A 1,238-nucleotide genomic window follows, 5' to 3' on the forward strand; every position below is an offset into this window, starting at 1 on the left:
GAGACCCACCGCCATGCAGGTCCCGCTCTGGTTCGCCCTGGCCGTCGTCGGCTACCTCGGCGTCAAGCTCATCCGCCCGCCCGCCTGGCTCATCGCCGTCCTCCTCCTCGGCGGCTACCTCCTCGCCGACAGCGTCCTCGCCCCCGCCATCGACACCGCCCTCACCAAGTAGCGAAGGGAGAACCCCCATGCTCCGCCCGAAGATCCCCACCATGCCAACCCCGACCGGACTCGTCTCCCCGCCCGCCGTCATCGAGCCGACCACCGTGACCCAGCACCACCCCACGCCCGCCCCGGCCCCGGCCGCCCAGGTCCCCTCCCGACCCACCGTCCAGCTCACCCCCGGCACCGCCCTCGCCCTCGTCGGCGGCGGCACGGCCGTGGTCCTGGTCGTCGGCGCCGTCCTGGTCTCCATGCTCCTGGCCGTCGCCATCACCGGCGCATCCGTCGCCGTCTGCGCCGTGGTCATCCGCTCGCTCATCTCCTCCCAGCACCGCCGCTGAACGGTCCCAGGGGCGACGCACAAGCCGCCAAGCACGCCGCCGCTCCTGGGACCGGGTTCCGCCAACCCAACCGCCATCGCCAAAGGGACACAGACATGAACCTGCACATGGCCGCGAGCATCGTGCCGTTACTCGGCTGGGCCGTGCACGGCGGCATCCTCACCCGCCGCCTCCTCTCCGCCCGCCGCGACCCGCTCACCGGCCTCCTCACCCGCGCCGGATGGACCACCCGCGCCGAACACTGCATCCGCCGGCACCCGACCGCCGCCGTCCTCCTGGTCGACCTCGACCACTTCAAGACCCTCAACGACACCCACGGCCACGCCGCCGGGGACGCCGCCCTCGCGGAGATCGCCGCCCGGCTGCGCACCTGGTGCGGACGCAACGGCACCGCCGGCCGCCTGGGCGGGGACGAGTTCGTCGCCGTGATCCGGGACCTGGCCGCCGCCGACCTCGACGCGCTGACCGCCGCACTTCACCAGCCGCTGCCCTACGCCGGGACGTCGCTCCCGCTGGCCGCCTCGGTCGGCGTCTGCCCCGTCGCGGAGCTGGCGATGCCGCTCCTCACGGACGCCCTCGCCGCCGCCGACGCGGCCATGTACGCGACCAAGGGCCGTACCCGCCGGGGCTCCCGCACCACTCGCTGAAAGGCCACCGGGTGGCGCACAAGCCGCCAAGCACGCCGCCACCCGGGGCCGTTCCTTCCAACCGCAATCGAAAGGAACCACCATCATG

Annotated in this window: 2 protein-coding genes; both read left to right on the plus strand. The window is 73.7% G+C overall.

The genetic code is table 11. The features are described 5' to 3' along the window. Positions 1–188 precede the first annotated feature (188 nt). Positions 189–503 (plus strand): hypothetical protein, encoded by a 315-nt coding sequence (locus IG05_RS0140920; RefSeq protein ID WP_030349166.1) that lies wholly within the window; start codon positions 189–191, stop codon positions 501–503. Positions 504–598: 95 nt separating this feature from the next. Further along, positions 599–1,150, plus strand: coding sequence for a GGDEF domain-containing protein (locus tag IG05_RS0140925; RefSeq protein WP_030349167.1), 552 nt, complete (start codon positions 599–601; stop codon positions 1,148–1,150). Positions 1,151–1,238: the final 88 nt, after the last annotated feature.

This window comes from Streptomyces sp. NRRL S-1022, from assembly GCF_000720135.1.
Lineage (GTDB): Bacteria > Actinomycetota > Actinomycetes > Streptomycetales > Streptomycetaceae > Streptomyces.